General features: G+C 36.5%; 26 protein-coding genes and 1 riboswitch. Of the genes, 16 read left to right on the plus strand and 10 right to left on the minus strand.

The window, feature by feature from the left end:
• Positions 1-2: 2 nt before the first annotated feature.
• The 10 genes from M0R38_05670 to metF all read left to right on the plus strand — a co-directional run bounded on the left by M0R38_05670 (position 3) and on the right by metF (position 11,349).
• Positions 3-1,064, plus strand: coding sequence for an inorganic phosphate transporter (locus M0R38_05670; protein ID MCK9481235.1), 1,062 nt, complete (start codon positions 3-5; stop codon positions 1,062-1,064).
• A gap of 65 nt (positions 1,065-1,129) precedes the next feature.
• The gene (locus M0R38_05675) at positions 1,130-2,263 is read left to right on the plus strand and encodes a glycosyltransferase (GenBank protein MCK9481236.1); all 1,134 of its coding nucleotides are present in this window, start codon (positions 1,130-1,132) and stop codon (positions 2,261-2,263) included.
• Positions 2,264-2,467: 204 nt separating this feature from the next.
• Positions 2,468-2,917, plus strand: a complete 450-nt coding sequence (rplM, locus tag M0R38_05680) for a 50S ribosomal protein L13 (GenBank protein MCK9481237.1) — start codon at positions 2,468-2,470, stop codon at positions 2,915-2,917.
• A 2-nt stretch (positions 2,918-2,919) separates the two neighbouring features.
• Complete coding sequence (gene rpsI / locus M0R38_05685; protein MCK9481238.1) at positions 2,920-3,306, plus strand: 30S ribosomal protein S9; 387 nt, start codon at positions 2,920-2,922, stop codon at positions 3,304-3,306.
• A gap of 10 nt (positions 3,307-3,316) precedes the next feature.
• Positions 3,317-4,078, plus strand: a complete 762-nt coding sequence (rpsB, locus tag M0R38_05690; GenBank protein ID MCK9481239.1) for a 30S ribosomal protein S2 — start codon at positions 3,317-3,319, stop codon at positions 4,076-4,078.
• Positions 4,079-4,134: 56 nt separating this feature from the next.
• On the plus strand, positions 4,135-4,971 hold the full coding sequence (gene tsf / locus M0R38_05695; GenBank protein MCK9481240.1) for a translation elongation factor Ts: 837 nt from the start codon (positions 4,135-4,137) through the stop codon (positions 4,969-4,971).
• A gap of 73 nt (positions 4,972-5,044) precedes the next feature.
• Positions 5,045-5,758: a UMP kinase gene (gene pyrH / locus M0R38_05700; protein ID MCK9481241.1), complete on the plus strand. Its 714-nt coding sequence runs from the start codon at positions 5,045-5,047 to the stop codon at positions 5,756-5,758.
• A 9-nt stretch (positions 5,759-5,767) separates the two neighbouring features.
• Entirely contained in the window at positions 5,768-6,442 is a 675-nt protein-coding gene (gene ung / locus M0R38_05705) for a uracil-DNA glycosylase (GenBank protein MCK9481242.1), read from the plus strand.
• Positions 6,443-6,530: 88 nt separating this feature from the next.
• Positions 6,531-6,633, plus strand: a riboswitch (SAM riboswitch).
• Positions 6,634-6,690: 57 nt separating this feature from the next.
• Entirely contained in the window at positions 6,691-10,377 is a 3,687-nt protein-coding gene (metH, locus tag M0R38_05710; GenBank protein ID MCK9481243.1) for a methionine synthase, read from the plus strand.
• 15 nt (positions 10,378-10,392) lie between these two features.
• Entirely contained in the window at positions 10,393-11,349 is a 957-nt protein-coding gene (gene metF / locus M0R38_05715; GenBank protein MCK9481244.1) for a methylenetetrahydrofolate reductase [NAD(P)H], read from the plus strand.
• Positions 11,350-11,385: 36 nt separating this feature from the next.
• Here metF and M0R38_05720 read toward each other — a convergent pair whose 3' ends face one another.
• From M0R38_05720 to ssb, 6 genes are all read right to left on the minus strand, one after another.
• Entirely contained in the window at positions 11,386-11,820 is a 435-nt protein-coding gene (locus M0R38_05720) for a DoxX family protein (protein MCK9481245.1), read from the minus strand.
• 115 nt (positions 11,821-11,935) lie between these two features.
• The gene (locus M0R38_05725) at positions 11,936-12,907 is read right to left on the minus strand and encodes a hypothetical protein (protein ID MCK9481246.1); all 972 of its coding nucleotides are present in this window, start codon (positions 12,905-12,907) and stop codon (positions 11,936-11,938) included.
• A 142-nt stretch (positions 12,908-13,049) separates the two neighbouring features.
• Entirely contained in the window at positions 13,050-13,976 is a 927-nt protein-coding gene (locus M0R38_05730; GenBank protein MCK9481247.1) for an aspartate carbamoyltransferase catalytic subunit, read from the minus strand.
• Complete coding sequence (gene pyrR / locus M0R38_05735) at positions 13,973-14,521, minus strand: bifunctional pyr operon transcriptional regulator/uracil phosphoribosyltransferase PyrR (protein ID MCK9481248.1); 549 nt, start codon at positions 14,519-14,521, stop codon at positions 13,973-13,975. The genes M0R38_05730 and pyrR overlap by 4 nt, the downstream gene beginning before the upstream one ends.
• The gene (locus M0R38_05740; GenBank protein ID MCK9481249.1) at positions 14,518-14,925 is read right to left on the minus strand and encodes an EVE domain-containing protein; all 408 of its coding nucleotides are present in this window, start codon (positions 14,923-14,925) and stop codon (positions 14,518-14,520) included. The genes pyrR and M0R38_05740 overlap by 4 nt, the downstream gene beginning before the upstream one ends.
• Positions 14,926-15,086: 161 nt before the next feature.
• Entirely contained in the window at positions 15,087-15,491 is a 405-nt protein-coding gene (ssb, locus tag M0R38_05745) for a single-stranded DNA-binding protein (GenBank protein ID MCK9481250.1), read from the minus strand.
• A 182-nt stretch (positions 15,492-15,673) separates the two neighbouring features.
• On the opposite strand from ssb, the gene M0R38_05750 reads away from it, so the two are divergent.
• The 6 genes from M0R38_05750 (at position 15,674) to M0R38_05775 (ending at position 19,241) form a co-directional block, all read left to right on the plus strand.
• Entirely contained in the window at positions 15,674-16,033 is a 360-nt protein-coding gene (locus M0R38_05750; protein ID MCK9481251.1) for a hypothetical protein, read from the plus strand.
• A 183-nt stretch (positions 16,034-16,216) separates the two neighbouring features.
• A complete protein-coding gene (locus M0R38_05755) occupies positions 16,217-17,080 on the plus strand; it encodes a permease-like cell division protein FtsX (protein MCK9481252.1) in 864 nt (287 codons plus the stop codon).
• 13 nt (positions 17,081-17,093) lie between these two features.
• Positions 17,094-17,372, plus strand: coding sequence for a DUF3098 domain-containing protein (locus M0R38_05760; protein MCK9481253.1), 279 nt, complete (start codon positions 17,094-17,096; stop codon positions 17,370-17,372).
• A gap of 14 nt (positions 17,373-17,386) precedes the next feature.
• Positions 17,387-18,184 carry an undecaprenyl-diphosphate phosphatase gene (locus M0R38_05765; protein MCK9481254.1) on the plus strand — a complete coding sequence of 266 codons (798 nt, stop codon included), beginning with the start codon at positions 17,387-17,389 and terminating at the stop codon, positions 18,182-18,184.
• Positions 18,185-18,197: 13 nt separating this feature from the next.
• Complete coding sequence (gene pnuC, locus M0R38_05770; GenBank protein ID MCK9481255.1) at positions 18,198-18,785, plus strand: nicotinamide riboside transporter PnuC; 588 nt, start codon at positions 18,198-18,200, stop codon at positions 18,783-18,785.
• Between the two features lie 48 nt (positions 18,786-18,833).
• Positions 18,834-19,241, plus strand: a complete 408-nt coding sequence (locus M0R38_05775; GenBank protein MCK9481256.1) for a thioredoxin family protein — start codon at positions 18,834-18,836, stop codon at positions 19,239-19,241.
• Here M0R38_05775 and M0R38_05780 read toward each other — a convergent pair.
• The 4 genes from M0R38_05780 to M0R38_05795 all read right to left on the minus strand — a co-directional run bounded on the left by M0R38_05780 (position 19,236) and on the right by M0R38_05795 (position 22,553).
• A complete protein-coding gene (locus M0R38_05780) occupies positions 19,236-20,213 on the minus strand; it encodes a hypothetical protein (protein ID MCK9481257.1) in 978 nt (325 codons plus the stop codon). The genes M0R38_05775 and M0R38_05780 overlap by 6 nt on opposite strands.
• Complete coding sequence (locus M0R38_05785; GenBank protein ID MCK9481258.1) at positions 20,210-21,139, minus strand: GDP-L-fucose synthase; 930 nt, start codon at positions 21,137-21,139, stop codon at positions 20,210-20,212. The genes M0R38_05780 and M0R38_05785 overlap by 4 nt, the downstream gene beginning before the upstream one ends.
• A gap of 80 nt (positions 21,140-21,219) precedes the next feature.
• On the minus strand, positions 21,220-21,762 hold the full coding sequence (locus M0R38_05790) for an adenine phosphoribosyltransferase (protein MCK9481259.1): 543 nt from the start codon (positions 21,760-21,762) through the stop codon (positions 21,220-21,222).
• Positions 21,763-21,782: 20 nt separating this feature from the next.
• A complete protein-coding gene (locus tag M0R38_05795; GenBank protein MCK9481260.1) occupies positions 21,783-22,553 on the minus strand; it encodes a 5'-methylthioadenosine/adenosylhomocysteine nucleosidase in 771 nt (256 codons plus the stop codon).
• Between the last annotated feature and the right edge of the window lie 7 nt (positions 22,554-22,560).

The raw sequence follows: 22,560 nt of genomic DNA on the forward strand, positions 1-22,560 counted from the left end.
AAATGGATCTCACATTACTGATAATCATCATAGTATTAGCATTTATCTTTGATTACATTAATGGGTTTCATGATGCAGCTAATGCAATAGCCACTATCGTTGCAACTCGTGTACTCACACCTTTTCAGGCAGTTCTTTGGGCTGCTTTTTTTAATTTTGTAGCTTATTTCATTTCACTGTATTGGATTGGTGAATTTAAAATTGGAAACACCATTGCAAAAACCATTCACCCCGAATTTATTACACTTGAGGTAATTCTTGCAGGAATTATTGCAGCAATTGTATGGAATTTGATTACTTGGAAATGGGGAATTCCATCTTCTTCTTCACACACACTCATTGGTGGATTTATGGGTTCTGCACTGACCCATGCTTTTTTATCCGGTGGTAATTTGGAAGCTGTGGTTAATCTGGCAAAAGTGATTCCTATCATTTTGTTTATCTTTCTGGCACCTATAATCGGACTGTTTATAGCATATTTTATTGTGGTGGCAATCATGTGGATATGCAGGAAAACCACTCCTTATAAAGCTGAGAGATGGTTTCACGGACTACAACTTGTATCTTCTGCAATGTTTAGTCTTGGACATGGAGCCAATGATGCGCAAAAAGTTATGGGTATAATCGGGGCTGCTGTTATATACTATCATGTTCAAGGAGGGCATACAGAATGGATAAATGCACCTGATCAATTTGGACATTTTGTTGAAGAATGGGGTTGGGTACCGATTGCCAGTTTTCTTATTATTGGACTTGGTACGATGTCAGGAGGATGGAAAATTGTGAAAACAATGGGTTCTAAGATTACCAAAGTATCATCACTCGAAGGGGTAGGAGCAGAGGTAGCAGGTGCGTTAACTCTCTATCTGTCCGAACATTTTGGAATACCTGTTTCTACTACACATGTTATCACAGGGAGCATTATAGGGGTGGGAGTGACCAAAAGAGTGTCAGCAGTTAGGTGGGGTGTTACAATCAAATTGCTCTGGGCGTGGATATTGACAATTCCGATTTCAGCCATTATTGCCGGTGTTGTGTATATAATTACAACTGCTATAATTTGAGAATTAAGCTTTGTTTGGTTTCTTTAATTCATTAATTATCTTTTCTTTGCAAAAGAAATAGAGTCTTGGAAAAATTAGATTCAAAAAAAATCAAAACCGTTTGTCAACTTAGTTCACTGCATTATGCGCTGGATACACGCATTTTTTATAAATATGCAATCGGATTAAGAGATACATATAATGTAATCGTAGTAGGAATTCATCCAAAACGAGAAATAATTAAAAGAGTTGAAATCGTTCCATTTAGAGAGTTTAGCAGCAGACGATGGAGGGTTTTTACTTCGTGGATACTCATGTTCTTTAAGGCAATACGCCTCAAAGCAGATTTATACCATATCCATGACCCTGAATTAATGCCTTGCGCTCTTTTGTTGAAATTGTTTGGGAAAAAAGTAGTGATGGATGTGCATGAAAATTTTGCTGGTGACATCTTTGACAAAGAATGGGTGCGTAATAAAAAAATAACATTTAAAATTTTTGATTTTGTAGAACGTACAATCTGCAAAAAAACACCGGTTGTATTGGCAGAATCCTCATATTTAAAACGCTATCAAGAATTTGCACCGGATATTACCGTAATCCAAAATTATGTAGAGCCTGAATTTTTCGAACAATTTATTTATAAAGACAAAAATCCATTACACCTATATTATATAGGTATTATTTTAGAAAGTAGATGTATCACAGAAATCATGGATGCAATGTATGTATTACATCAACAAAACTTGCCGGTGCATTTTCATTGCGTAGGTCGGTTGTATTCTAGAATCGAACAAGCAATACATTCGCATCAGGCGTATTCTGCATTAAAAGAATATTTACATTTCTATGGACGCATGAATTTAGAAGAAGGGTATAAAGTATCCATGCAGTGTGGTATTGGCTTATGTCTAATCAAGCCAATGAAAAATTCCATAGAGTCAAAGCCAACCAAGCTTTTTGAATATATGGCATGCGGTATTCCAATAATAACCAGTAATTTTCCTTTATATGTTCAATTAGTTGATGATACACAAACAGGGATTACTGTGAATCCGATTTCAGTTCAAGAGATTGCAAATGCTATAAAAACACTAATTCAAGATAGCACATTGGTAGAAAAATTTGGACATAATGGTCTCATTGTTTCAAAAGAGAAATTTAATTGGGCGGTTGAACACGCAAAATTACTTTCACTTTATGCAAGGATTTTGAATTAAATCATTTTCCGGAGAGCGGTATATGTTCATGTAAGATGTGAAGTTCCCAATACAATGATTTATAACTGCATGAAACCTATATATTTTCAATACTTCAGAGAATATTCACAGGGGTTAAAAGGTTAATCAAAATAAATTTCAAACTTCATTTGTTTAGTATAAATAGTGTTTCTATATTTGCAACCCCAAAAAAATAGGTTAGACGTGAATACCCTGAGCTACAAAACAATATCGGCAAATTCAGCAACAGTAAACAAAAGATGGTTTATTGTAGATGCAGAAGGCCAGAATCTGGGCAGATTATCATCTCAGATTGCAAGTGTTCTAAGAGGCAAGAACAAACCCGATTTCACTCCTCATGTAGATTGTGGAGATTATGTAATAGTTATCAATGCAGAGAAGGTTCAGATACCAGACAGCAGATTGACTAAAAAAGAATATATCACACACTCAGGTTATCCGGGAGGACAACGCAGGGTAACCCCACAGCAGCTTTTAAATAAGAAGCCTTTTGCTTTGGTAGAAGAAGCTGTGAGAGGAATGTTGCCCAAAAATAGACTTGGAAGACAAATGTTTCACAACATGTTTGTATATGTAGGTAGTGAACATCCACACCAAGCACAAAAACCACAAGAATTAAAATTTGATATTTAATAATGGAAGCAATCAACACCATAGGCAGAAGAAAATCCTCTATTGCAAGGATTTATTTTAAACCCGGTAAAGGAAAGGTTCAGATTAACAGCAAAGAATTAAAAGAGTATTTTCCTGTTGCTACACACCAAAATCTTGTAACACTACCACTTTCTCTACTCAACGCAAACAATACTTATGATATCGAAGTAAATGTTTCAGGCGGTGGTATTACAGGTCAAGCAGATGCTATTAAACTTGCTATCGCAAGGGCATTGTGTGAAGTAGATCCTGAAAATCGTCCGGTTCTCAAACAACACAAACTCCTTACAAGAGACCCTCGTATGGTAGAAAGAAAGAAATTTGGTCAAAAGAAAGCTAGAAAACGCTTCCAGTTCTCTAAACGTTAAGATTATTAAAATGTCAGAAATAAGCACAAAAGAATTATTAGATGCAGGTTGTCATTTTGGACACCTGACCCATAAATGGAGCCCTAAAATGGCACCATACATTTTTATGGAAAAAGATGGTATCCATCTTATAGACCTAAACAAGACCCTTGTTAAAATTGAAGAAGCAAAACAAGTAGTTAAAAGTCTTGTGAAGTCCGGTAGAAAAGTATTGTTTGTTGCTACTAAAAAACAAGCAAAAGAAATTGTTGAACAGGCTGCAAAATCTGTTGATATGCCTTTCGTTACAGAAAGATGGTTAGGTGGTATGCTTACCAACTTCGCTACTGTGAAGAAGTCTATCAAGAAAATGCAGACAATTGAAAAGAACATGAAAGACGGCACTTTTGAAGCATTAGCTAAAAAAGAAAGATTAGTGTTGTCCAGAGAGCACGAAAAACTGTCTAAGTTCTTCAGTGGTATTGAAAATATGCACAAGCTGCCTGCTTTGATTTTTATTGTTGATGTGAAAAAAGAACATATCGCAGTTGCAGAAGCATTGAAACTGAATATTCCTACTATCGGTTTGGTTGATACTAACTCAGACCCTACTAAGATTGACTATGTTATTCCTGCTAATGATGATTCTGCTAATTCAATCCAATTGATCGTGAATCAAATTACTGATACAATTAAAGAAGCATTGCAAGAATACAAAGTAGATAAAGAAGAAGAAGGTGCAAAGAAAAAAGCTGAAAAAGATTCAGCTCAAGAACTCGAAGCAGAAGCATAATTGCCAAGCCAACAGTCAGTATTTTTATATTTCAATTTTATAGTATTAATTTATTTATGACAACGATTAGTGCATCTGATGTAAATAAACTCAGACAAGTAACAGGAGCAGGTATGATGGACTGCAAAAAAGCCCTTGTTGAAGCAGGTGGTGATTTTGATAACGCTATTGAACTCCTAAGAAAAAAAGGACAAAAGATTTCATTAAACAGAGCAGATAGACAAGCACATGAAGGTGCAGTGATTGCGCTGACCTCAGCTGATAATAAATCAGGTGTGATAGTTGAACTTAATTGTGAAACGGATTTTGTTGCAAAAAATCAAGACTTCGTTTCATTTGCTAATGAGATTGCAAACCTTGCACTTACCCAAAAACCCGCTGATATTGCTGCATTAAAAGCTTTAAAAATTGGAAGCCTTACTGTAGAACAAAGAATTATGGATGAGATGGGTAAGACAGGTGAAAAACTTGATATTTCTTCTTACGAAAAATTAGAAGGTGAAAATATTGTTCCCTATATCCACGCAGGCAATAGAATTGGCGTGTTGGTTTCTTTAAATAATACACCTTCATCAGCAAATCAAGTTGCGGGCAAGGACGTAGCAATGCAAATTGCAGCTATGAACCCTATTGCCCTTGATGAAAACTCTGTACCGGATGATGTAAAACAACGCGAAATCAATGTTGGAAAAGAGCAAGCTATTCAAGAAGGGAAGCCTGCTGAAATGGCTGAAAAAATTGCCTTAGGTAGATTGACTAAGTTTTACAAAGAATACACTCTTGTAAACCAAGAATTTGTTAAGGACAGTTCCAAGAATATTAAGAAAATGTTAGCAGACACAGAACAGAACCTTGCTGTTGTTGGGTTTAAGCGTGTCGGATTAGGTGCATAAATATTTTTATAAAACTTGAAAAGCTCCCAAAGGAGCTTTTTTTTTGCCTACACTTTCATTCACATTTTAAAACATGACAAAATTCAATAGAATTCTACTTAAACTCAGCGGAGAATCGCTAATGGGAAAAGAAAAGTTTGGAATTGATCCAACAATCCTTGAACAATATGCCAATGAAGTAAAATCCGTTGTGGACTTAGGTGTTGAAGTTGCCATTGTGATTGGTGGTGGTAACATTTTTAGAGGAGTGCAGGGTGTTCAAAAAGGACTTGCTGACAGAGCACATGCAGATTATATGGGAATGTTGGCAACAGTTATTAATGCTATGGCGCTGCAAGGTGCTTTAGAAAGAATAGGGTTGTCAACCAGATTACAATCTGCAATTAAAATGGAACAGATTTGTGAACCTTTTATACGCAGAAAAGCAATTAGACACTTAGAAAAAGGACGTGTAGTAATATTTGGCGCAGGCACGGGTAATCCATATTTTACAACTGATTCTGCTGCTTCATTAAGAGCAGTTGAAATTGAAGCAGATGTGATTCTCAAAGGTACAAGAGTGGATGGAGTCTATACGGCTGACCCTGAGAAAGATGCCACAGCTACAAAGTTTGATAATATTAGTTTTGCGGAAGTATATAGCAAAGGATTGAATATTATGGACTTGACTGCAATTACACTTTGCAAGGAAAATAACCTTCCAATCTTGGTGTTTGATATGAATAAACCCGGCAATCTGCTGCGCTTGATGAAAGGGGAAAGTGTGGGAACCCTCGTGTCTCAATAATGTCATACCATGTCAGTGATTCAACTGCATGAGTCGTGGCTATCAATGCTGCAATCTGAGTTTGATGCAGATTATATGCATAATCTCAAGTACTTTTTGAAACAAGAAAAAGAATCAGGAAAGGTAGTATATCCACCCGGCAAGCAGATTTTTGAAGCATTAAATGTAACACCATTAGATACGGTGAAAGTGTTGATTTTGGGTCAAGATCCTTATCATGGAGCGGGACAGGCGCATGGACTCAGTTTTTCTGTGCCTGATGGAATAAAAATACCACCTTCTTTACATAATATTTTTAAAGAACTTGGCAATGATTTATACATTAGTTACCCGCGTTCGGGAAACCTCTTACCTTGGGCGAAGCAAGGAGTGTTGCTTCTGAATGCAACATTGACAGTGAGGGCATCTGATGCAGGCTCACATCAAAAAAAAGGATGGGAACAGTTTACTGACAAAATTATCAGTTTGGTGAATGAAAAAAGAGAACATGTTGTCTTTATGCTTTGGGGCAAATTTGCTCAAGATAAAATTACATTAATTGATAGCCAAAAACATTTGATTTTAGCATCCGCACACCCTTCTCCGTTTTCTGCAGAACGTGGTTTCTTTGGTAATAAACATTTTTCCAAAACGAATGAATTTCTTCAAAACAAAGGAATCACGCCTATTGATTGGAAACTCTAATTAATCACTCAAATAATATTTGTCGAAATATGGGAGTATTAATTTAATCGCATATTTTTGCTGTCCCAAACGCTCATATATATACGAAATGTTATCAAGAAAGGTGGAGGGACTGGACCCTGTGAAACCTTGGCAACCTCTTTTTTAAGAACGGTGCTACATTCTACTCAATCTGTTGAGAGAGATAACCCATATTGTTGAGTTTCCCAATACTCTTCTTTATAACATTTCAGAATGAAAAAATTGAAATGGATACAAAAAAGAAGATTGCCGAATTATTAAAACAAAGAATATTAATTCTTGATGGTGCCATGGGTACCATGATTCAACGCTATAAGTTGTCAGAAGAAGACTATCGCGGAGAACGGTTTAAGGACTATCCTCACTCATTGAAGGGCAATAATGATTTGTTGTCCTTAACACAACCGCATATTATTAAAACGATTCATACACAATACTTAGAAGCAGGTTCAGATATTATTGAAACCAATACCTTTTCTTCTACAACTGTGGCTATGGCTGATTTTCGTATGGAAGATTTGGTATATGAACTAAATTATTGTTCCGCCAAATTAGCTCGAGAAGCGTGTGATGAAATGATGCAGAAAACACCTAACAAGCCTCGTTTTGTTGCCGGTTCTATCGGACCTACAAATCGAACGGCTTCTTTGTCGCCAAATGTAAATGACCCGGGATTCAGGGCAATTACTTTTGAAGAATTGCGAACAGCATATAAACAGCAAGCAGTAGCATTGTTGGATGGCGGTGTAGATTTATTGTTGGTTGAAACTGTTTTTGATACTTTAAATGCAAAGGCGGCTTTGTTTGCAATAGACGAAATACAACAGGAGCGAAATCTTGAAATTCCTATCATGGTGAGCGGTACGATTACGGATGCTTCTGGCAGAACATTATCCGGCCAAACAGCAGAGGCTTTTCTTATTTCTTTTTCACATTTAGACTTATTAAGCGTAGGATTTAATTGTGCATTGGGTGCAAAACAACTTACGCCATATTTAGATGCCATTTCCAAAAAGACTTCATTTTATACTTCTGTTTACCCTAATGCAGGATTACCAAATGCTTTTGGACAATATGATGACACCCCTGCCTTGATGCTTGAACAAGTCAAAGAGTATTTAGAAAAGGGTTTGGTAAATATTCTTGGAGGTTGTTGTGGTACCACACCGGAACATATTAGGGCATTTGCAGATTACGTTGCAACAGAACCTTATGCGATTCGCAACCCTGACGAACTGTATGCAGAAAGAAAACAAATGAAACCACTTTGTTTGTCCGGCTTAGAACCATTAGTCATTACCTCAGAATCTAATTTTATTAATGTAGGAGAAAGGACGAATGTAGCCGGTTCTAAACGTTTTCTCAGGTTGATAAAGGAAGAAAATTACACAGAAGCACTCAACATTGCGAGAGAACAAGTGGAGGGAGGAGCACAAATTTTAGATGTCAATATGGATGATGGCTTGCTGGACGGTGTTAATGCAATGACTAAGTTTCTGAACCTGGTTGCTTCCGAGCCTGATATTGCCAAAATACCAATCATGATTGATTCATCAAAATGGGAGATATTAGAAGCGGGTTTGCGCGTTGTGCAAGGAAAATGTGTGGTAAATTCTATTTCTTTGAAAGAAGGTGAGGACAAGTTTATTGAAGAAGCAATAACTATTAAAAGATATGGTGCAGCCATTATTGTGATGGCATTTGATGAAGTCGGACAAGCAGATAACCTACAGAGAAGGATAGAAATTTGCAATCGCTCATATCAGATATTAGTTAATAAGGTTCATTTCCCACCGGAAGATATCATTTTCGATTTAAATATTTTTCCGGTTGCTACCGGTTTAGAAGAACACAGACGCAACGCACTTGATTTTATTGAAGCTACACGATGGGTAAAGAAAAATCTGCCTTATGTTTCAGTCAGTGGAGGTGTTTCTAATGTGTCATTTTCATTTCGAGGGAATGACACAGTTCGAGAGGCAATGCATTCAGTTTTCTTGTATCATGCAATCAAAGCAGGCATGAATATGGGTATTGTCAATCCTTCTTTATTGACTGTTTATGATGAAATTCCCAAAGAATTGTTGACGTTGGTCGAGGATGTTATGCTCAATAGAAGAGAGGATGCTACAGAAAGATTGCTTGAATATTCAGAGAATGTAAAATCGGTCAGAAAAGAAAAAATTGAAGAACAGGAATGGAGAAAAGAAGATTTGCAAAGTCGAATCACACACGCATTAGTAAAAGGGGTTGACAACTATATTATTGAAGATGTAGAAGAAGCAAGGTTGCAATCATCCAAGCCCTTAGATGTTATTGAAATTAATCTGATGACAGGAATGGGTGTGGTAGGTGATTTATTTGGAAGTGGTAAAATGTTTTTACCTCAAGTAGTAAAATCGGCTCGGGTGATGAAGAAGGCTGTAAATTATCTTCAACCTTTTATTGAAGCCGAAAAAGACAACACCAAGCCATCTGCCGGGAAGATTGTTATGGCTACAGTGAAAGGAGATGTACATGATATCGGAAAAAATATTGTTTCTGTTGTGCTGGGTTGCAATAATTATGAGATAGTTGATTTGGGTGTAATGGTTCCTGCTGAAAAGATAATCCAAACTGCAATTGACGAAAATGCTGATGCCATTGGATTGAGTGGTTTGATTACTCCCAGTTTAGATGAGATGGTACATGTAGCGTCAGAATTGGAGAGACAACAACTGCATTTACCTTTGTTAATAGGAGGAGCAACTACCTCCAAAGCCCATACTGCCTTGAAGATTGACCCTGTTTATTCGCGCACTGTTGTGCATGTTAATGATGCATCACGTGCGGTTGGAGTGGTTTCTAATCTTATCAATAATGAAAAGAATGTTGACTATGGAAAAGAAATGAAATTAGAGTATGAGGAGTTTAGGAAACAATTTTTGAACCGTAGGAGTAACAAAGAATTCGTCTCTCTTGAATTTGCAAGAGCAAATAGATACAAACTTAAGTTTGAGCAAGAGAAGATATTCAAACCAAATAAACTTGGCATAACTGTCATTGAGGATCAGGACTTAAATACTTTGTTAGATTTCTTTGATTGGTCTCCCTTTTTTAGAAGTTGGGAGCTTCATGGCAAATTTCCCGATATTTTAAATGATGAAAAGATTGGTAAACAAGCAACAGAAGTTTACCAAGATGCGCAGGCTGTTATCAAAGATATTATTGAAAATAAAAGGTTAAAGGCAAGGGCAATTTTTGGATTGTTCCCGGCTAATTCAATCAATGATGACCTTTATATCAAAGATGAATCAGGGAATAAAATTGCTAAGTTTATTACCTTGCGTCAACAATATAAAAAATCAGACAATCAATACCTTGCATTAGCAGATTTTGTGGCACCTGAGGAATCCGGTATTACAGACTATATGGGCTGTTTTTGTGTGAGTGCCGGATTTGGTACTGAAGAAATAGTTGCCGAATATAAAAACAAGTTGGATGATTACACTGCAATCTTGGTACAGGCGTTAGCAGACCGCTTTGCAGAAGCATTTGCCGAATATTTGCATTTTCAGGTCAGAACAAAATTTTGGGGTTATGTGCCCGAAGAGCAACTAAGCAATGAAGAGATTATTAGCGAGTATTATCAAGGTGTGAGACCTGCACCCGGTTATCCCGCATGTCCCGATCACTTAGATAAGAGAACAATATGGAATTTGATGGGTGTAGAAGAAAAAATAGGAGTAAAATTAACCAAGGGTTTTGCAATGTGGCCCGCAGCCAGTGTCAGCGGCTATTATTTTGCTCATCCTCAAAGTAAATATTTTGGAGTCGGTAAAATCAAACAAGACCAATTTGAGGACTATGTTCAACGTAGAGGTATTTCAGAGGAAGAAGCGGCAAAATGGCTTAATGCAAACTTGGCAGATTAATGTAAGAATTATCAAATGAAAATAACGGATCATATAAAAAATGCTAAAGGGAAAACTCTGTTTTCGGTAGAAGTCGTTCCGCCTACAAAAGGGACAAGCATAGAAGACTTGTACAAAAATATTGACCCTTTGATGGAGTTTAAACCTCCATTCATTGACGTAACCACTTCCAGAGAAGAATATGTTTTTATTGACAGAGGAAACAGTCTGATGGAAAGGAAAATAACCAGAATGAGACCGGGTACTATGGGTATTTGTGCTGCTATACAACACAAGTACAATGTAGATACTGTTCCGCATGTCCTATGTGGGGGTTTTACCAAAGAAGAGACAGAGTACTTGCTCATAGATTGTTTGTACTTAGGGATTGACAATGTGATGGCACTCAGAGGAGATGCTATGAAAGGACAGACACATTTTCAACCAACAGAAGGCGGGCATGTATTTGCAAAGGATTTAGTCATACATATCAATGATTTGTGCGATGGCAAATATTTGAGCGGGGAAGTTACGCATGCTTACGAAAATCGCTTTTGCATTGGTGTTGCAGGTTATCCGGAAAAGCATATTGAAGCCCCTTCGCTTCAGTATGATATCCAAAAACTAAAAGAAAAAGTGGATGCAGGTGCACATTATATTGTTACACAAATGTTTTTTGACAATGCTAAATTCTTTGAATTTGTGCGTGCAGCCAGAGACATAGGGATTCAAGTGCCAATTATTCCCGGAATAAAACCCATTGCTACTAAAACCCATCTTAAAATATTGCCTAAAGTTTTTAAGATTGATTTGCCGGAAGCATTGATTAAAGAGGTTGAAGCGGCCAAAGATAACAATGCAATCAAGCAAATAGGCATTGAATGGGCTATTCAACAATGTAATGAATTGATTAAATTCGGAGTGCCAGTGCTACACTTTTACTCAATGGGCAAAAGTGATAACATAAAGCGTATAGCAGCAACAGTGTTTTAATTGCTTTTGCTATTGTATGCCTCACTGCTGCCGGACCTATTGATTACGCTTGTTAAAGAAGAGATGGTCTAATGAATATTTACCGGATCCTGAGAAAAATAAAGCTACGAAGGTAAATAAGTAAAAGATTCTTGGTTCCATTACTTCAAACGCATCATTGAATGTAAAGGCGTGTAAACCGACTATAACAAGGAAGTTAATAATTAAAACAATGCTTGCGAAGCGTGTACACAGTCCAAAGATTAGTAACAAAGCACAAATAAATTCTGCAAATGCAGCTAAATAAAAAGATGTTGTAGCACCCAATCCGATAGGATCCATGAACTGAATCTCTTGACCGGAAAAAATGGTGGTTATTTTACCCCAACCATGTCCATAAATAAGTGCGAATGCAAAAATGAAGCGGATGAGCAACAGACCTATGTCCTTGCCCGATTTCCACTCTTTTGTTAATGTGTTTAATAAGCTCATGATATTAATGTTGTTGGTTAATGTTACACAAATGTATAACATAAAAAATCATAATAGCTGACATTTTAATTAACCTAACACAATGACAATCTCCTAAACCTATTGGTATATTGGGTTAACGAAGTTTTTCCATTTCTAATACTAGGTCTTTCAGATCTTGTTTCATTAATTTGATAACAGATTCTATTTGATCATACATGTTAGCTCTGTTCTCAAGTTGGTCTGCGGTGTATTTGCCTCCTTCACCAAAGTAAATATCTAAAGAATTTGCTTTTGCTTTTTTAGACAATTGTTTGACTTGCTCAAAACTCATCCAACTTTCTATTATTTGAGTCCGCAATGATTTGTGGTTAGGGATATTAGGATTATGATAGTTTAGATAATACCAAATAGAAGGAGGGCAAATGGTAGAAGTTTTATTGTCATTCCATATATCTCTCAGTATATTGCGTTTATGATGGAATACCACTTTTCTTTCATTTAGTAATAACAAAACACCTAGGGTAGCTTCTGTCAATCCCGTACCGATTCCAATATAATCAGGCCCATCTCCAGAAAGAGAAATAACCCCTGCCGCTACTGCACCTAATGCACCCACTACAATTGCCCCAACTGTCAAACGGGTTTCTGTTTCTTTTTCTTTGCTTTTAATAAATGCAGCAATCTGATTTGCACGTTCTTCTTCACAATCAATTTCAGATGAAACAGCTGAGATTTCCAAAGATGCAAAGTCAATACGCTGATTAACTTTTTGATAAATCTCCAGTAAATCTAATCTGTTTTCAACTGTGGGTGTAATCTTATATTCTTTGATTTTATGAATATAATCCGTGAGCATGTCTGTAATCCCTATGGCATTGGCTATGTTCAAGCTGTTGAAAGTCAATCGTGCTGAAAGTGCTGTGTCTATTTTGATTTCATGAATGGGCTTTGGAATATCATTTAAGGTGTAATGATAGGTGTTTTGTTGGTTGCAATTGCTTCTGTTAAGCTGCGTTTGTAAGTTTTTGTTATTGATTGTTACACATGAACTTAGCAATAGTACATGCAGGAGAATAATAAAAATTCTTATGCTTTGTGATTTCATCAAAAGATAAATATATGCAAATATATAGTTGTAAATATTTGAATAACTAACAATCTCTATGTTTGAGAATTTAGCAAGGTAATTCAGGATGAGAGTGATTGTGCTTCAATAAATAATGAAGCAACATGTTTTTAAATGTTCATCAGGATTTGTCTCCGGCAAGAAGATACAGCACAGCCATACGAATAGCAACACCATTTTCAACTTGATTTAATATGATTGCATTTTTGCTGTCTGCAACTTTAGATGTAATCTCAACCCCTCTGTTAATTGGTCCCGGGTGCATGATAACAAGTTCTTTGTTGCATTTTGCCATGCGTTCTTCTGTTAATCCATACTGCATTGAATATTCGCGGAGACTTGGAAAGTAGGCAATGTCTTGTCGTTCCATCTGAATTCGTAACATGTTAACTGCATCAGCCCACTTCAACACAGCATCAAAATTGTAATCAACTTCAACACCCATAGTTTCGATATGCTTTGGAATCAAGGTGGGCGGTCCACATAGTTTAACTTTTGCGCCTAATTTTTTTAAACAATAAATATTAGAAATTGCTACTCGTGAATGTGTGATATCGCCAACTATCGCAATTTTTTTACCTTTTACATCACCCAATTTTTCTCTGATAGAATAAGCATCAAGCAACGCTTGTGTAGGATGCTCGTGTGTGCCGTCTCCTGCATTAACGATACTGGCATCAATATGTTTTGACAAGAATACACATGCTCCTGGACTGGGATGTCGCATGACTACCATGTCAACCTTCATTGATAAAATATTTTTGACAGTATCGACTAAGGTTTCTCCTTTTGAAACAGAAGAAGAAGAAGAAGAAAAATTGACCACATCTGCACTCAACCTCTTCTCGGCAAGCTCAAATGAAACCCTTGTACGTGTGGAGTTTTCAAAGAAAATATTGGCTATGGTGGTGTCGCGCAGTGTAGGTACTTTTTTGATAGGACGGTTGATGACTTCTTTGAAATTATCTGCTGTTTCAAAAACCAGATTGATGTCATCTGCGCTCAAATCCTTGATGCCAATAAGATGTTTATGATTAAAGGTTTTCATTCTTCTTCAATTGTATTTAAGAGCCAAACATTGATTTTCTTTTCATTCCAATCTACTTGTAGTTTCTGTCCTTTGCCTCTGGTATCTATAACTTTGCCACAATAGTCGGACATGATAGGTGTTTCGCGGTTGAATCTCCGGTCCAACAGTGCTAATAACTCAATTTTAGCTGGTCGTCCGTATGATGTAAGTGCATCCATTGCAGAACGAACAGAGCGACCGGTATAAACTACATCGTCAACCAAGATGATGTTTTTACCTTCTATGTCAAAATTGATTTTGATGGGGTGAGGAATTAACTGTTCATTGCCTCTGCGAAAATCATCGCGGAAAAATGTGTGGTCTAGCTCTCCGTAAAGGATGCTAGGGTTCTTGGTAAATTCTTTTACATATTCTACAAGCAATCTTGCAGGAAATACACCGCGCGGTTGCAATCCAATAATGGCTGAATGAGCAAAATCGTTGTGGTTTTCTATCAATTCCATTGCTAAACGCTTTAGAATGATATGTGCCTCTTTATGATTTAATATGAGCCTCTTGTTCATTTTTCAGATAATTCTAAGATTGTATCAAACTCCTCTCTTGTCAATGCTACCACACTCAATCGCTGCTGTCTTACCAAACCGATATCTTTGAGTTTAGGTTCATTTTTTATTTGTTCGAGAGAAACGGGTTTTTTCAACTTTTCTTGAGGTACAACATCAACACAAACCCACTTTGTGTCTGTTGTTGTGGGGTCTTGATATGCAGTTTTGACCACTTTCGCCATTCCAACTACCTCTTTACCTTCATTGCTGTGATAAAATAAGCATAAGTCGTCAACCCCCATTGAACGCAGGTTGTTGCGAGCTTGGTAATTTCTTACGCCATCCCAGAATGTGCGCCCTTCTTTCACAAACTTGTCCCAAGAATATTTGAATGGTTCAGATTTGATTAACCAAAACTTCATGTGGCAAATTTTGATTATTTTTAGGAGTATGCCAAAAATATTTATCCTGGGTCAATGGCTTGAAAAAGTTGGTAATTTTAGCTTATAACAAAAAAAGGTTTGCAACTGAATGCAAACCTTTTTTTAGGCTAAAAGTAACCCAATTACTGAGGGTCAATCATTTAAAACGGTAACACATCTTTATCATCTATGGCTCCTTCGGGTTGAGAGGGAGCGTTTTCTGCTGAAGGATTCTTTTTGTCTAAAATCAGAAAGTTACTTGCACGGACTTCATAGATGTATTTTTGTTCGCCTTTACTGTCTGTGTAGTTACGACTGGTAAGTTTGCCTTCCAACAAGATATATGAACCTTTGGTAAGATATTTTTCTGCTCTTTCTGCAAGTGTTCCCCACAAAGTGATACTGTGCCAAGTGGTTTCATCTTGCCATTCACCTTCTTTGTTCTTAAATGATTCGGATGTAGCCATACGAATGCGGGCTACTTTTGTTCCACTTTCAAGTGCTTTTACTTCAGGGTTTGCGCCTAAGTGTCCGATTAGCTGTACGTTGTTTTTTAAATTACTCATGACTGTTAAATTTTAAATTGGTTAATAATTTTGTTAAGTTCGTTTGAATTCGTTATTTCGTTTCGATTTCAAGTGCAAAGGTGTAACGGTTCTAAATTCTGATTCGGTATTTAACCATTTAATTCCCGAACTAAGTGTTTGTAACCGTTTGTTGTCGAATAATTAATGTAACAATTACAGCAATGGAAAAAACCTGTTTACAATGCCACAAGCCACTCAGAGGTAGAATTGACAAGAAGTTTTGTGATGACTCCTGTCGCAATAATTACAACAACCGTTTACACAGTGAACAAAACAATGTAATCCGAAAAATTAACAATTACTTAAAAAAGAATCGAGCTATTTTAGCACAACTTCTTCCCGAAAATGAGGATTTCATTAAAGTCAAACGAGACAAATTACTCAACGGAGGATTTAGATTTGAATACCATACCCACACTTATGTTACTCAAAAACAACAAACCTATCTCTATTGTTATGAATACGGCTATTTGCCACTCGAACAAGACATGATGCTGATTGTTAAAAGAAACGAAAGCTAAAAATAACCACAGTTTTTGGTTACACCAACTTTGATAAAGCTGTTGGTGTATAAAGATAATAAGAAGGAGAGTTGAAATATTGTGCAAAGCAGGTATGTTGTGCCCATAATCTATTTTCTACAAACATAGCTATCAAAAAATCTTTTTGTCATTGATTGATTATTACATTATTTTGCCTGCTCATTGGCAAAAGAAAAAAAATATAGAAAACGCACCTCTTTTTTCCCTACTGTGATGAGCATAGGGATTGTGCTTTTTCTTACCGGAATGTTGGGGTTGATTTATCATTTCTCACACCAGATGGATGACTATTTCAGAGAGAATTTTGAATTAAGAATTTTCTTGCAAGATGGCACGGATGAAAAGGATGGTGTTGATTTAAGTATGCAGCTCAAAAAAATGAAGGAGGTTAAGAGCGCAGAGTTCATCAGCAAAGATGAAGCTGCGCAAAAAGAAATAGAGGAACAAGGTATCAATTTTATTGAAAGCCTGGGTTATAATCCACTTCCTCATGCCATTTTTATCAAATTGCACTCTGACTTTACCAATGAAAACCAAGTAAACAAATTTGTAACAAACTTAAAAAAGAACAAAACTGTTGAGAGCGTTAGCTATCCTGAGAATATATTGACTTTGGTTAATGAAAACCTGAAAACGATTGAATTGGCTCTCCTCATCTTTGTGGCGGTATTCTTGCTGGCTGCTTTATTTGTAATAAACAACACAATCAGGTTGAATATTTTTGCACGTAGGTTTTTAATCAAAAGCATGCAATTTGTAGGGGCAACGGATGGCTTCATCATTAAGCCATTTGTCAAAATGTATTTAGTACAGGGTATTGCAGGAGCATTTGTCGCTATTGCATTGAATGCGGCTGTTCTTTATTTGATTCACCGCACCTTTAAAGGGTTAATTCATTTTAATGAACCTCTTCCATTTGTGATTATTGCAAGTGCTTTGATTTTACTCGCAATTATCATTATTTTGCCTGCAACATATTTTGCTTGCAGAAAGTATTTAAGATTGGATATTAACAAACTATATTAATAAAACACGCAACATGAGTAAGAAAGATAAAAAAACTACTATTTCTAAAGCTCCGGTTTCACACAATACAGAACCCATGGTGTTTGGGAAAAAGAATTACATGCTATTAATTGCGAGTGCAGTTATAGTGATAATTGGTTTTTTCTTAATGACCGGTTCCAATGGAGATGTAGTGGATGTGAAGAGCAGACAGCTAACCATAGCACCTATTGTGGTGATGCTTGGGTTTGGACTTGCAATTTATTCAGTCATTGCAAAGTCAAAAGATGACAACGTTGAGTCTGCTGAATAAGTTTTTCACATCAAATGAGTTATGTTGAGGCAATAATCCTTGCCATTATAGAAGGTCTGACCGAATATCTTCCTGTATCATCTACCGGTCATCTGATTATTGGCACTGCCCTTTTAGGTATCGAGCCAAATGAGTTTGTCAAATTGTTTACAATAGCTGTGCAACCTGGTGCCATTCTTTCTGTCTTGGTATTATATTGGAAACAATTTTTTAAGTCTTTCCGCTTTTATATTAATTTACTCATTGCCTTTATTCCTGCTGCTGTATTTGGATTTGTTTTTGATGATGTAATTGATTCGTTATTAGAAAGTCCTTTGACAGTGGGTATTAGCTTATTTGTCGGTGGGGTATTGCTGTTATTTGTGGATAGATGGTTTAAGGAGAATGAGCACAATCCTAATCAAGAAGTAACATACAAAAAGTCACTGACTATCGGTTTGTTTCAAGTATTGTCAATGATTCCGGGTACCAGTAGGTCGGCAGCTACAATTGTGGGCGGGCTTGCTGCTAAATTAAACCGAAAAAATGCTGCTGAATTTTCTTTCTTCTTGGCTGTGCCAACCTTATTAGCTGCAACGGGATATAAATTATTAAAATACATTTTATACGACAGCATGAGTTTGACTTCACATGATTTGGGTGTTTTATTCTTAGGGAATATTGTTTCATTTATTGTTGGATTGGTAGCAATTAAAGGCTTTATAACTTTTTTAACTCGCAAAGGTTTTGTGTGGTTTGGATGGTATAGAATTGTGGTAGGTGCGGTTATCATTATGCTCATTTTGTTTAACTATAATCTTGCTATTCTTTAATATAGCACTTCAAATGAATTTCTTTTCCAACCCTATTGAAGTGGCATCTGTTTGTTGTTCACTTATCTTTATTGCCGGTGTTGCCAACCAAAAGATATGGTCTTGGGGATTTGGAATTATGGGAGCATTTCTTGCCAGTATTCTTTTTTACCAAGAAAAACTGTATTCGGAATCATATTTACAAGCATTGTATGTTTTCTTGGGCTTTTATGGATGGTGGAAATGGATTCGTTTGCAAAAAAAGCAAGAGCAACAATTTGAGAAAACGACTACAATCAGTGAAGTAAGTATTAGCACACATGTCATATTAGTTGGGGCGGGATTAATTCTTACGTTTGTTACAGGTTGGTATTTTAAGAACTATACACAGGCTTCTTTTCCGCATCTGGATGCTTTTACAACCATTTTTGCAATCATTGCAACAATCTTGGAAGCGCGCAAAGTTCTGTCATGTTGGTATTATTGGTTGGTTGTAAATCCAATTTCTATTTACTTGTTTATTGTCAAAGATTTGCATTTTTATACACTGTTGGGAATTGTTTTGTCTTTGATGTCTTTATGGGGGTTGTTATCTTGGTCAAGAGCAGTCAGGCAGCAATAATTGAAGAGTATAACTGGCTATGAAAACCCATATTTTTGCAATGACAAAATGAAATCATTATTCAAAGTGTTTCTTATTGTAATATTCTTTTTTGTTTCATGCAAAAAAGACCCTTTGTTCGACCCGAGTCAAAGCAATATTCCTGATCAAGAAAATTTTGATGTGCTTGAGAAGCAAGTGCAACATGGGGTTTCACTTCTTTTTTTTTATAATGTTTGGGATAAAAACAGTCTGAATATGTTGCCAAAAATTGAAGCTATTGCCAGAAAGCAGGCATTTGATTCTGTATATTTTGCAAAGGTTGATTTTGACAAAAATCCAAGTCTCGCGAGGTTTTTTGTGATTCGTGGCTTCCCTGTTGTGGTTTTATTAAAAGATGGTACAGAAAGAACACGTTACGAAGGGGATAATCATTCACAAGAAAAGATAGAAAAGCGTTTGTTGGAATTGCTATAACCCTATAGAAGTAAGGAACGCATTACTTTTATCCGTATGAAATTTTTGAATGAATTTTTGCGAGAGTTCCCATTCATTTCGGTTCTCAATTATTTCAATTATTTCTTGCACATTCTCAGCAATAAATCCTCCTCCTTCTTGTATCAGCTCGCTCAACCCGGCATTTGGAAACCCAATGACAGGTGTGCCCAACAAGAAACTCTCATGGGCGACTCTAGACCAACCTTCGGGAATTGATGTAAGGGCAATGGTATAAAGAGATGTTGCTACACGGTGTTTAAACTCTTGTTGTGTTTCGCAATAGATGATATCATAACCATAAGCTCCCATGGCTACTATGTCAACCGGAGTAGTGAAGAAACAATAATATCCTCTGTGGCTGAGTCTTGACGCGAGGTCATATATAACCTTGTCTTGTTTGGTTGACCACATGCCTAAGTGAATATTCTTTTGCTTGTCTTTTGTTTGATAATGTTTGTATTCATCAAAGTCAAAAAGATTGGGAAGTAGATGAATTCTATGCAACGGCATTTTAGTCAGATTGAGAAAAAATGATTTCCAATAATAGGCAATGGTTACAAGAAAGAAGTTAGAATGCAACTTCATTAAAAGGAAGACTATTTTATAATAAACAGAAAGACCCTTCTTCCTATGAAGTTGATTGATATCCATTGAATGGAATACTACAAACACTTTGTTTCGGGAAAATATATTTCTAAGTAAAATAGGTAGTGCACACCTGCCGGGTACTATAATTAAATCTCCTTTTGCAATGCGGAATAAGTGAAAAAACCATTTCAGGGTTTGCCACCAACCGGAATGATAATGTTCGCTACGCTCGATTTTAGCATCAATTGTGTGTCCCTTATTTGCAAAATGTTTTTGTAATTGGTTGAACCAGAAAATTTCATAAAAATATCCGCCCGTATTTTTGGGTCCATCACTCAGGTATGTAATACGAAATGATTTCAATCGATTTTACTCAAAAAATCTTTATATGCAATTGCAATTCCATCCTCTAAGACGGTCTTTGGTTGCCAACCTAATGAAAAAAGTTTTTCAACATCCATGAGTTTACGAGGAGTTCCATCGGGTTTGCTTGTGTCAAATCTCAATTCTCCCTCATATCCTATTATGCGTTGAACTAATTGAGCAAGCTCCCCGATTGATAAATCTTCTCCACATCCTATATTGACAAAACCTCTTTCATTGTAATGTTGCATAAGGAATACCGCTGCATCAGCCAAATCATCTGCAAATAGAAATTCTCTTTTAGGAGTTCCTGTACCCCAAATTTCAACAAAAGGAGCTTTTGCCATTTTTGCTTCGTGAAATTTTCTAATGAGTGCCGGCAATACATGGCTGTTTTGTGGATGATAATTGTCGTTCAACCCATACAGATTGGTGGGCATTACACTGATAAAGTTACAACCATATTGGTCTCTATATGCTTCACACATCTTAATACCTGCAATCTTTGCAATGGCATAAGGTTCATTGGTCGGCTCTAATAAACCGGTTAGCAAACTTTCCTCTCGCAGAGGTTGTGCTGCCATCTTGGGATATATACATGATGAGCCAAAGAACATAAGTTTCTTCACCCCATTTACATAGGACTGGTGTATGATGTTATTCTGTATTTGAAGATTCTCATAAATAAAATCAGCCCGATAGGTATTGTTAGCAACAATTCCTCCCACTTTGGCAGCAGCTAAAAATACATATTCCGGTTTTTCTGTTGAAAAAAATGAGGCTACTGCTTGCTGATTTCTCAAATCTAATTCAGCAGAAGTTTTAAAAACAAAATTGTAAAATCCTGATTTTTCTAATTGCCTTTTGACCGCAGACCCCACCATTCCTCTGTGTCCTGCTATGTATATCTTTGAATTTTGCTCCATTGCAGTCGCAAAGATATTTCTTTAATTGGATTGTAAAATTAACAGGATTGAGCGGACTTGCTTATGACTTGAGTCGTTAATTATTGGAACCTACTTAATGACAGGATGTTTTGACTATATGGGAGTAATTTTTCGCGTCCGTTCAACAAGTCTAATTCAATTATAAATGAAAATCCTGTTATTAAGCCGCCCTCTGCTTTTACTAATTCGGCAGTTGCCACAGCAGTTCCTCCAGTTGCCAGCAAGTCATCATGTATCAAAACATTCCAATCCGGTTTTATAACATTCTTGTGTATTTCGAGAGTAGAAGTTCCATATTCTAATTCGTATGTAAATGCTCGTGTTGCAGCAGGGAGTTTGCCGGCTTTTCGAATTGGAATGAGAGGTATCCCGAGTTTTTGAGCAAGCAACATCCCTATGAAATATCCCCGACTTTCAATTGCACATATTGCATCAATTTTGAGGTTATTGTTTCTAAATGACATTAAGGTCTCTTCTGCAATTTCATTACATAAAGAAGCGTCCAACAGAATGGGTGTAATATCTTTGAATTTGATTCCCGGCTTAGGAAAATCATCTATGTTGCGTATGCTGTTTGCTAATCGATTGCGAAAGTTCTCCATAAGTGATTTAAAATTTGTTGTTATTGATTTTGATGTGAAAAATAGAGTTTGACAATCTCAAGTGAATATTTGCTTGAAATATGTTGGATAAAAGATGGAAAATCAAGTGCAGAGGATTCATCAGCAACATCAGAAATGGTCCGAATGATTGTAAAAGGAATTTGATGTTCAAAACACACTTGGGCAACAGCCGCACCTTCCATTTCAACACATAATACAGAGGGCAAAGCACTTCTTAAAGCTGCTTTATCCTCATTGCTTGAAAAAAATTTATCTCCACTGGCAATGTCTCCAATATGCAATCTAGGTTGATGAATTCCAAATTGACTTAATTCTTTGGGTGTTATGACTTTTTCGAGGTGATTTTTTTGTAAAAGTTCTTTGATAATCATGGAAGCATACTGTATTTGTATTTCATTACCTTCAAAATATCGTACACCAAGTAAAGGAATCTCAAATTGTTGCATCAAAGGTCTGCCATCCATGTCGTGTTGAAATAATTTTTGAGCAATTACTATATCTCCAATCGCTAATTTTGAATCAATTGCACCTGCCACGCCTGTAAATAATAACTCTGTTATCCCGAATTTAAGTTTCATTGTAGTAACTGTAGTTGCGGCAGCAACTTTGCCCCACCGTGAAAAAACTACTACTGTCTTTATGTTATTTAATAGACCAACGTGATAAACCCTACCGCCAATTTCATGTTCCTGACGTTCAGTCAGTAATGTAGTAATAATTAGCACTTCTTCAGGCATTGCACCCATGATTCCTATGATTTTCTGCTGCATGGTAGGG

The sequence above is a fragment of the Bacteroidia bacterium genome, from assembly GCA_023228875.1.
In the GTDB taxonomy this organism is placed as follows: Bacteria; Bacteroidota; Bacteroidia; order NS11-12g; family UBA955; genus JALOAG01.

Coding starts and splice junctions, on each gene's coding strand:
- M0R38_05775 (MCK9481256.1), top strand. CDS start 18,834: ATGAAATCATTATTCAAAGTGTTTCTTATTGTAATATTCTTTTTTGTT.
- M0R38_05670 (MCK9481235.1), top strand. CDS start 3: ATGGATCTCACATTACTGATAATCATCATAGTATTAGCATTTATCTTT.
- M0R38_05765 (MCK9481254.1), top strand. CDS start 17,387: ATGAGTTATGTTGAGGCAATAATCCTTGCCATTATAGAAGGTCTGACC.
- pnuC (MCK9481255.1), top strand. CDS start 18,198: ATGAATTTCTTTTCCAACCCTATTGAAGTGGCATCTGTTTGTTGTTCA.
- tsf (MCK9481240.1), top strand. CDS start 4,135: ATGACAACGATTAGTGCATCTGATGTAAATAAACTCAGACAAGTAACA.
- ung (MCK9481242.1), top strand. CDS start 5,768: ATGTCAGTGATTCAACTGCATGAGTCGTGGCTATCAATGCTGCAATCT.
- M0R38_05760 (MCK9481253.1), top strand. CDS start 17,094: ATGAGTAAGAAAGATAAAAAAACTACTATTTCTAAAGCTCCGGTTTCA.
- ssb (MCK9481250.1), bottom strand. CDS start 15,491: ATGAGTAATTTAAAAAACAACGTACAGCTAATCGGACACTTAGGCGCA.
- M0R38_05750 (MCK9481251.1), top strand. CDS start 15,674: ATGGAAAAAACCTGTTTACAATGCCACAAGCCACTCAGAGGTAGAATT.
- M0R38_05725 (MCK9481246.1), bottom strand. CDS start 12,907: ATGAAATCACAAAGCATAAGAATTTTTATTATTCTCCTGCATGTACTA.
- metH (MCK9481243.1), top strand. CDS start 6,691: ATGGATACAAAAAAGAAGATTGCCGAATTATTAAAACAAAGAATATTA.
- M0R38_05790 (MCK9481259.1), bottom strand. CDS start 21,762: ATGGAGAACTTTCGCAATCGATTAGCAAACAGCATACGCAACATAGAT.
- M0R38_05795 (MCK9481260.1), bottom strand. CDS start 22,553: ATGCAGCAGAAAATCATAGGAATCATGGGTGCAATGCCTGAAGAAGTG.
- metF (MCK9481244.1), top strand. CDS start 10,393: ATGAAAATAACGGATCATATAAAAAATGCTAAAGGGAAAACTCTGTTT.
- pyrR (MCK9481248.1), bottom strand. CDS start 14,521: ATGAACAAGAGGCTCATATTAAATCATAAAGAGGCACATATCATTCTA.
- pyrH (MCK9481241.1), top strand. CDS start 5,045: ATGACAAAATTCAATAGAATTCTACTTAAACTCAGCGGAGAATCGCTA.
- M0R38_05720 (MCK9481245.1), bottom strand. CDS start 11,820: ATGAGCTTATTAAACACATTAACAAAAGAGTGGAAATCGGGCAAGGAC.
- M0R38_05785 (MCK9481258.1), bottom strand. CDS start 21,139: ATGGAGCAAAATTCAAAGATATACATAGCAGGACACAGAGGAATGGTG.
- M0R38_05740 (MCK9481249.1), bottom strand. CDS start 14,925: ATGAAGTTTTGGTTAATCAAATCTGAACCATTCAAATATTCTTGGGAC.
- rpsI (MCK9481238.1), top strand. CDS start 2,920: ATGGAAGCAATCAACACCATAGGCAGAAGAAAATCCTCTATTGCAAGG.
- rpsB (MCK9481239.1), top strand. CDS start 3,317: ATGTCAGAAATAAGCACAAAAGAATTATTAGATGCAGGTTGTCATTTT.
- M0R38_05730 (MCK9481247.1), bottom strand. CDS start 13,976: ATGAAAACCTTTAATCATAAACATCTTATTGGCATCAAGGATTTGAGC.